The 7031-nt window shown below is 61.2% G+C and carries 5 protein-coding genes; 3 read left to right on the plus strand and 2 right to left on the minus strand.

What is annotated here, in order from left to right; translation table 11 throughout:
• Positions 1 to 50: 50 nt before the first annotated feature.
• The 3 genes from HV796_RS21215 (at position 51) to HV796_RS21225 (ending at position 3839) form a co-directional block, all read left to right on the plus strand.
• The gene (locus HV796_RS21215) at positions 51 to 1457 is read left to right on the plus strand and encodes an MmgE/PrpD family protein (protein ID WP_175228468.1); all 1407 of its coding nucleotides are present in this window, start codon (positions 51 to 53) and stop codon (positions 1455 to 1457) included.
• A complete protein-coding gene (locus tag HV796_RS21220) occupies positions 1454 to 2266 on the plus strand; it encodes an HpcH/HpaI aldolase/citrate lyase family protein (protein WP_175228469.1) in 813 nt (270 codons plus the stop codon). The genes HV796_RS21215 and HV796_RS21220 overlap by 4 nt, the downstream gene beginning before the upstream one ends.
• A gap of 139 nt (positions 2267 to 2405) precedes the next feature.
• Positions 2406 to 3839 (plus strand): MFS transporter, encoded by a 1434-nt coding sequence (locus HV796_RS21225; RefSeq protein WP_175228470.1) that lies wholly within the window; start codon positions 2406 to 2408, stop codon positions 3837 to 3839.
• A 72-nt stretch (positions 3840 to 3911) separates the two neighbouring features.
• Here HV796_RS21225 and HV796_RS21230 read toward each other — a convergent pair whose 3' ends face one another.
• Together HV796_RS21230 and HV796_RS21235 are read right to left on the minus strand one after the other, a co-directional pair.
• Positions 3912 to 6437 carry a hypothetical protein gene (locus HV796_RS21230; RefSeq protein ID WP_175228471.1) on the minus strand — a complete coding sequence of 842 codons (2526 nt, stop codon included), beginning with the start codon at positions 6435 to 6437 and terminating at the stop codon, positions 3912 to 3914.
• A 320-nt stretch (positions 6438 to 6757) separates the two neighbouring features.
• A partial coding sequence (locus HV796_RS21235) for an FAD-binding protein (protein ID WP_217477963.1) occupies positions 6758 to 7031 on the minus strand: 274 nt, incomplete at its 5' end.

The following is a 7031-nucleotide window of genomic DNA, read 5'->3' on the forward strand; positions in this document are numbered from 1 at the left end:
GCGGCGATTTGAACTGAACGGCATTCCCGAACGAACACCGGAGACACGCGATGACGTCCACCCCATCCACCGCAAGCGCGGACACTCAGAGCAATCAGAGCGAGGTGCTCGCGACCTTCGCGGCCAATCTTTCATTCGAGCGTATTCCTCGTGACGTGGTTGAGCGCACCGTCAATCTGTATGTCGACTGGCTCGGTTCCACCCTGGCAGGCAAGGGCGCGCGGCCTGTCGAAAGCATCGCGCGCTTCGCGCGCACGACGGGGCCGGCCGACGGTCCCGCTGAAGTGCTGATCGACGGCAGCCGTACGTCGCCGTTCTTCGCGGCGATGGTCAACGGCGCCGCTGCGCATTTCGTCGAGCAGGACGACGTGCACAACGGTTCGGTGTTTCATCCGGCCGCGGTGGTGTTTCCAGTTGCGCTCGCGCTCGCGCAGCAGCTCGGCGCTTCGGGTGAGGAGTTGATTACCGCGGCGGTCGCAGGCTACGAAGTCGGCATCCGCATCGGCGAATTTCTCGGCCGCTCGCACTACAAGGTGTTTCATACGACCGGCACCGCGGGGACGGTCGCGGCGGCGGCTACCGCCGGCCGGCTGTTGAAACTGTCGCCAGTCGCGATGCTCGACGCGTTTGGTTCCGCGGGCACGCAGGCGGCGGGCCTGTGGGAGTTTCTGCGCGATGCCGCCGATTCGAAGCAGTTGCATACGGCGATGGCCGCCGCGAACGGCCTGATGGCCGCGCAACTTGCGGCGGACGGCTTCAAGGGAGCGAAGCACATTCTGGAAGGCGCGAAGGGAATGGCGGCTGGCATGTCGAGCGATGCCGATCCGGCGAGGCTCGTCGATCGGCTCGGCGAACGGTGGGCAACCGTCGAAACGTCGTTCAAATACCATGCCGCGTGCCGTCATACGCATCCGGCCGCGGACGCATTGCTCGACGTCATTGTCAAAAATAAACTGAAGCCGCAGGAGATCGAGCGGGTGGTCGCGCATGTGCATCAAGGTGCGATCGACGTGCTCGGTGCGGTCGTCAAGCCGCAGACCGTGCATCAGGCGAAGTTCAATATGGGCACGGTGCTCGCGATCATCAGCTACTACGGCTATGCGGGCGTGAACGAGTTCGAACAGCATTTCCTCGCGGACCCGATCGTCGCGTTTCGCGGCAAGGTCGAGATGGTGTACGACGTGGAAGTCGATCGTGCGTATCCGGTGCGCTGGATCGGCAAGGTCAGCGTGCACCTGACCGATGGACGCGTGCTGCATGGCCGCGTCGACGAACCGAAGGGCGACCCCGGCAATACGCTGTCCCGCGAGGAGATTTCGACGAAGCTCCGGCAACTGGTGAAGTTTTCCGGCGCGCTCGGCGAGGCGGAGGTCGAGCATCTGCTCAACGACGCATGGCGAATTGTTTCGCAGGAGCGGGTGGGACGCGTCGTCGGTCATGCGGCGGTGGCGGCATGAGCGCGCCGTGCTCGTATCTGTTCGTGCCGGGCAACCGGCCCGAACGTTTCGGCAAGGCGCGCAACGCGGGCGCGGACGCGGTGATTTTCGATCTCGAAGATGCGGTACAGCCCGCTGAAAAGACGCTCGCGCGCGACGCGGTGCTCGCCGGGCTCGATGCCGCGGCGCCCATGTACGTGCGCATCAACGGCGCGCAGACCGAATGGTTTGCCGCGGACGTTGCCGCGCTCGCCGCGCATCCTGGCGTGGCCGGCATTGTGCTGCCGAAGGCCGAGGACAGCGCGTCGATCGCGGTAATTCGCGAACTCGCGCATGCGCGCCTCAAGGTTTCGCCGATCATCGAATCGGCGCGAGGTTACGCGCGGCTTGACGAAGTGTGCCGCGCCGAATCGGTAGACCGCCTGATGTTCGGCACACTCGACTTCCAGGTCGATCTCGGTATGGAAGCCAACGAGGACGAGCTGATCGCATTCCGTTCGGGCATCGTACTCGCGTCGCGTCTGGCGGGTCTCGCGGCGCCGGTCGACGGCGTATCGACCGCCATCGACGACCTGCAATCGGTCGAAGCGGATGCGCGCCGCGCCCGGCGCCTGGGCTTCGGCGGCAAGTTGTGCATTCACCCGAAGCAACTGGCGGCGGTACATCGCGCCTATGCATGGAGCGAAGCGGAATATGACTGGGCGAAGCGCGTCTTGCACGCGGTCGGGCAAAGCGGCGGCGCGGCGGTCGCGGTCGACGGCAGGATGGTCGATATGCCGGTCATCCTGAAGGCGCAGCGCATCGCGGACACACCGCGCCGCAACGAATGACGCATTCGATTTTGCTGAACGCGGCGTTTGAAAAAAGCAAATTGCGCGGCCGCCGCGCTGACGGCACTCTCTTCACGTAGCAGTAACGCATCGCCATTCGCATGACGCAGGGACGTGCTCGCTCAGAAAGCACCGGTGAATGGCTTCGAACTCAAACAAAACGGAGACGGATTTGGCTATCGTCAATTCGGGCGCTCGCCTCGATCGCCTGCCCATTACGTCGTTTCACTGGAAAATCCTGTTCCTGATCGGAGCGGGCGCCTTTCTCGATGCTTTCGACATCTATCTCGCGAACGGCTCATTGGCCGCGATGGTGAAGACCGGGTTTACCGATCTGCACGTCGGCTCGTTTTTTATCTCGGCGACGTTTCTCGGGATGATGATCGGCGCCGGCCTATCCGGCTATCTGGGCGACCGCTTCGGCCGCCGTTATTCGTATCAGGCGAATCTCGCGATTTTCGGGCTTGCATCGATCGCCGCGACCTTTGCGCCGAATATCGAATGGCTGATTCTGCTGCGCTTGCTGATGGGCATTGGTCTCGGCGCGGAACTGGTCGTCGCGGCCGGCACACTGAGCGAATTTGTGCCGCCGGGCACACGCGGCCGATGGATCTCGCTACTCGCGCTGATTACAAACTCGGGGCTGCTCGGCGCGACCGCGATCGGCTACTGGGTGATACCGCATCTGGGCTGGCGCTATATGTTCGCGATTGCGGGCGTCGGCGCGGTGATCGTCTGGGTGCTGCGCCACCGGATGCCGGAGTCGCCGCGCTGGCTCGAGACGGTCGGGCGCCTCGAAGAGGCGGAAGCGACCGTCGCGGAGATCGAGCGCGAGGTGGCGGCGAAGGTCGGAACACTGCCGCCCGTCGCGCATGTGTTCAATCATGAAGCGCCGCGCGCGCCGTTTTCCGCGCTGTTCGAGCGCGGTGTGATCGGCCGCACGCTGGTTGCCGCGCTCACCTGTATGGCGATCAACATGTCGCTGTATGGCTTTGTGGCGTGGCTGCCGACCTTCTTCGTGAAAGAAGGGCTGACGATCGTCCAGTCGCTCGGGTTTGTGCTGCTGATGTCGTTCGGTGCGCCGGCGGGTGCGATTGTCGGGTACTTCATCGCGGACCGGCTGGGCCGACGTAACGGGCTCGTGCTGTTTTCGGTGCTGACTGTCGTGCTCGGTTACGTCTATGTCCAGATGCGCGACCCTGCGGCGATTTCGGTGGTCGGCTTCGCGCTGGTGACGACGATTTACACCGTGTGCACGCTGGGTCTGTTCGGCTACATTCCCGAGCTGTTTCCAACGACGCACCGGCTGCGCGGGACCGGTGTGGCGGGAACCTGCGGACGCGCGGCGTCGATGTCGACACCGTATGTCGCGATCGTGCTGTACACGCATTTCGGTGTGACGGGCGTCGTGTCGATGGTGAGCGCGGTGCTGGTACTGATGAGTCTGGCCATTCTCGCGCTGCGGATTGAAACGAGTCAGCAGACGCTGGAAGCCATTGCGCCGGAGATCATACCGGGCGAGGACGCGGCCCGCGCGGTCAATGTGGTGGCGAATCGGTCCACGCAGGCCTAGCGAGAATGGCACTCCAAAAGTACGGAAGTCCTAAACGACCTTCGGAGTGCGATGCCATCGTTAGATGAACGGTTACCTGTGTCGGCCTGATGCGGTGTCGAACCGGATCGGATTGTCCATATAGGCATTCAGCTTGTTTCGCGTCCATGGCTCGGGGTTGCCGACCGTCGAGATGATTCCGGTTGTCGAGCCGCCTCCGAGCAGTACAGAGAAGATGCCGCGCAACGGAAAGTCGGTGTAAGCAGGTTGGCTGATATCGAACGGCTCCGAACGGATGAACATATCTTCGGCGGTTGCGCCCATATCGGCCTGAAATGACGACGGAAATTGCAGCGCGAGAATCGTCGGATGCACGTTGTGATAGTCGGCGCCGATTGCTGGGTCGCCCAGTATGCAACTGCCGCCGGTGCCCCAGTGCTGGCTATCGAAATCCGTGTTCACCGGATCGGCCGTATTCGGTGTGCGGCTCGCCGGAATCTGCCACGGCATCACCGGTAGTTTGAGTGCGCGGCTCATGCCCTGGCAGAAATCGAAGTAGCGGCCCCATTCGCGCGGGCCGTAGCAATAGCCGTTCACGTACGCGCGCTGTGTGAAATCGTCGGCTTCGTAACGGTCGATCGCGAGGAAGTGCGGCTTCCATGTGCCGCTGTACACGGCGAGATTGTCGACATACGCGGCGGTTTGTTGTGCAATATCGAGCGGGTCCGCGTCTTCGTAGATCCATTCGGATCTGCCGAGCCCCCACAGGTTGATTTGCCAGCCGAAGACGATGGCGGGCGCCACCGTCTGGACAAGCCAGTTGACGGCTGCGACGTACCCCGTCACGTCTTCGGTGATGCTGTCCGGAATGGTCGCTTTGATTGACCAATGCTCCAACGCGGTTTGCAGTGGCTGGCGCACCGGCATCGCGTAAGTGGCCGGGATGCCGCCTTGCTGGCACGCGCCGATGAAGTCGGGGTTCACGATGATCCCGGCCGGTATCGGATGGGTGCTGTCGATCGCATCGTTTGCCGTGTTCAGTGTCAGAATCAGATTTGCGAAACTGTGTGCGTGCTGATCGGTGTTGGCCAGGATGCTTTTCGTATCGCCTTGCGACAGATTGCACGTGTAGGAGATCATCACGGGCAAGACAGACTGTCCGCCCAATTTCGCCTCGACATTGCGAGCAAGGGTGATCGTGCTGGTGGTCGCGGTGTCGTCAGTGAGGTAGGTGTTGGGGTCACCCGCGCCGTCGTTGCCTGCGTATTTGAATACGGACGTTGCGCGCGCACTGACGAAATCGGCCTGGTTCCCTGGCGTGAGGTCCGCACAGCCGCCGAAGGACAGATAAGAAGGAAACCCCGGTACGTTCAGGTTGGCTGATGTTTCGATCGACACTTCGAGCGTGGTCGCGGCGACGCTGTCGACGATGAGTTGAGCCGGGGTGTCGACCTCGTATACCGTGCCGTCGAACAGGAAATCCGGTGCCGACACCGTGTACGTGTCGGGTTTCACCGGTATGTCGAAGCGGGTCAGCTGGGTTTCGGCGGTGATCGTCTGCGTATAGTTCATGCTGCTTCCGGATAGCCGTAGCGTGATTTGCTGAGGCAACGTCGCATCGGCGGTGATATCGATCGGGACAGTGACGAATCCGCTGGAATCGACGGGCGTGCGTTCGACCGTCGAGTTCGTGATGGGGACGGTCTGCAACTGGTTGGCCAACACCACGTCGACGTCCGTGAAGCGGTAGTCGACGTTGTTGACCGATATATCGCCGATTCTGATCTGTGCATTGCCGCTGGGTGGTAGCAGGCGCACTTGGGTTGTCGTACCGGTTTTGCTCGAGAATGCCGCGAGTGTTGTCTCGTTCGCTACGTCGACCACCTTGACGTCGAGTGTTTCGCTTTCGAGACCAGTTAGTGTGTCAATGACGATATCGATTGCGCTCGACCGTTGCACGGTCCCGAACGACACGTTGACCGGAATCGTTTCACCGGTGCTGACTGTCAACTGGCCCGGCGAGATCACGAGCGGTGCGCTTACCGTCTGGTCGATGGTGCTGACGTTACCACCCTGAATTGTGTAGTCGCCTTGCGCGAGCGCCTGGTTGACCGTCGCGCCGTACTCGAGCGTAACTGGCGTGATCTCGCTGCCGCGAAGGAATTGAATAACCGGCGCGACGCTGGATAGCGCGGGGTCGGGTACGGCTGCACAGGCGATCGCCGCGGTGCCGTTCACGTCAGGCGAAGCGTCGGCGGCAATGACAAACGAGTTCAGGTAGGAGTCAGGGTCCTTTGTCAGATCGCCGTTTACGGCGATTGTGATCTGGTCGTTCGGATCCATCGAATGCGGCTCTGCGAAATCGACTGTCGCTGAAATGGAAAACAGATTGGTGTCGATCTGAACCGACTGAACGGTGACTGTGGTTTCCACCCATGATTTGTCAAACGCCAGGTAAATATCTGTGTCGGTGACGGCCGCTGGTGCGTTAAAAGTCATCGCCAGATATTGGTTGACCTGCACGGAGCTGTCATCTTCGTAGTGAAGATTGGAGACGATCAGCTGGCCGTACCACTGTCCGGCTCCCGATCCGACCACTGCATCGTATTCGATTCTCATATTGCCTCCACGAACATCAAACTGAGCACCTTCATCCGTCGGCGCTTTCTGCGCATCCGACAGATATTTAATACATATGGATACCTAAATAAAATGTGATCGTGATTCAACTCCATGTCGGCTCAAGTACGAACGAGTATAGGAAAGGAAAAGAGGAAAGATACCGTTGACTTGCGAGATCGATCTGGAAACGTTTAGAGAGTGTTAACGATGCGTGACGACCGGTGGCTGTAGAGGTTTGTTTGGCGCAGGCACATAAAAGCCCCTCAGGCTGGAGTTGTATCCAACCTTCGGGGCAGGGCTTATGACGATGAGGCGGCTTAGACGAGGGCGCTTACCAGGTCGGGTATCGCCGCAAACAGATCGGCTTCAAGCGCGTAATCCGCCACGCTAAAAATCGGCGCCTCCGGGTCCTTGTTGATCGCGACGATCACCTTCGAGTCTTTCATCCCCGCGAGGTGCTGGATCGCACCGGAGATGCCGACCGCCACATACAGTTGCGGCGCGACGATCTTGCCGGTCTGTCCGACCTGATAGTCATTCGGCACATAACCCGCATCGACCGCCGCGCGCGATGCGCCCATGGCCGCACCG

The organism is Paraburkholderia humisilvae (assembly GCF_902859855.1).
Classification (GTDB): domain Bacteria; phylum Pseudomonadota; class Gammaproteobacteria; order Burkholderiales; family Burkholderiaceae; genus Paraburkholderia; species Paraburkholderia humisilvae.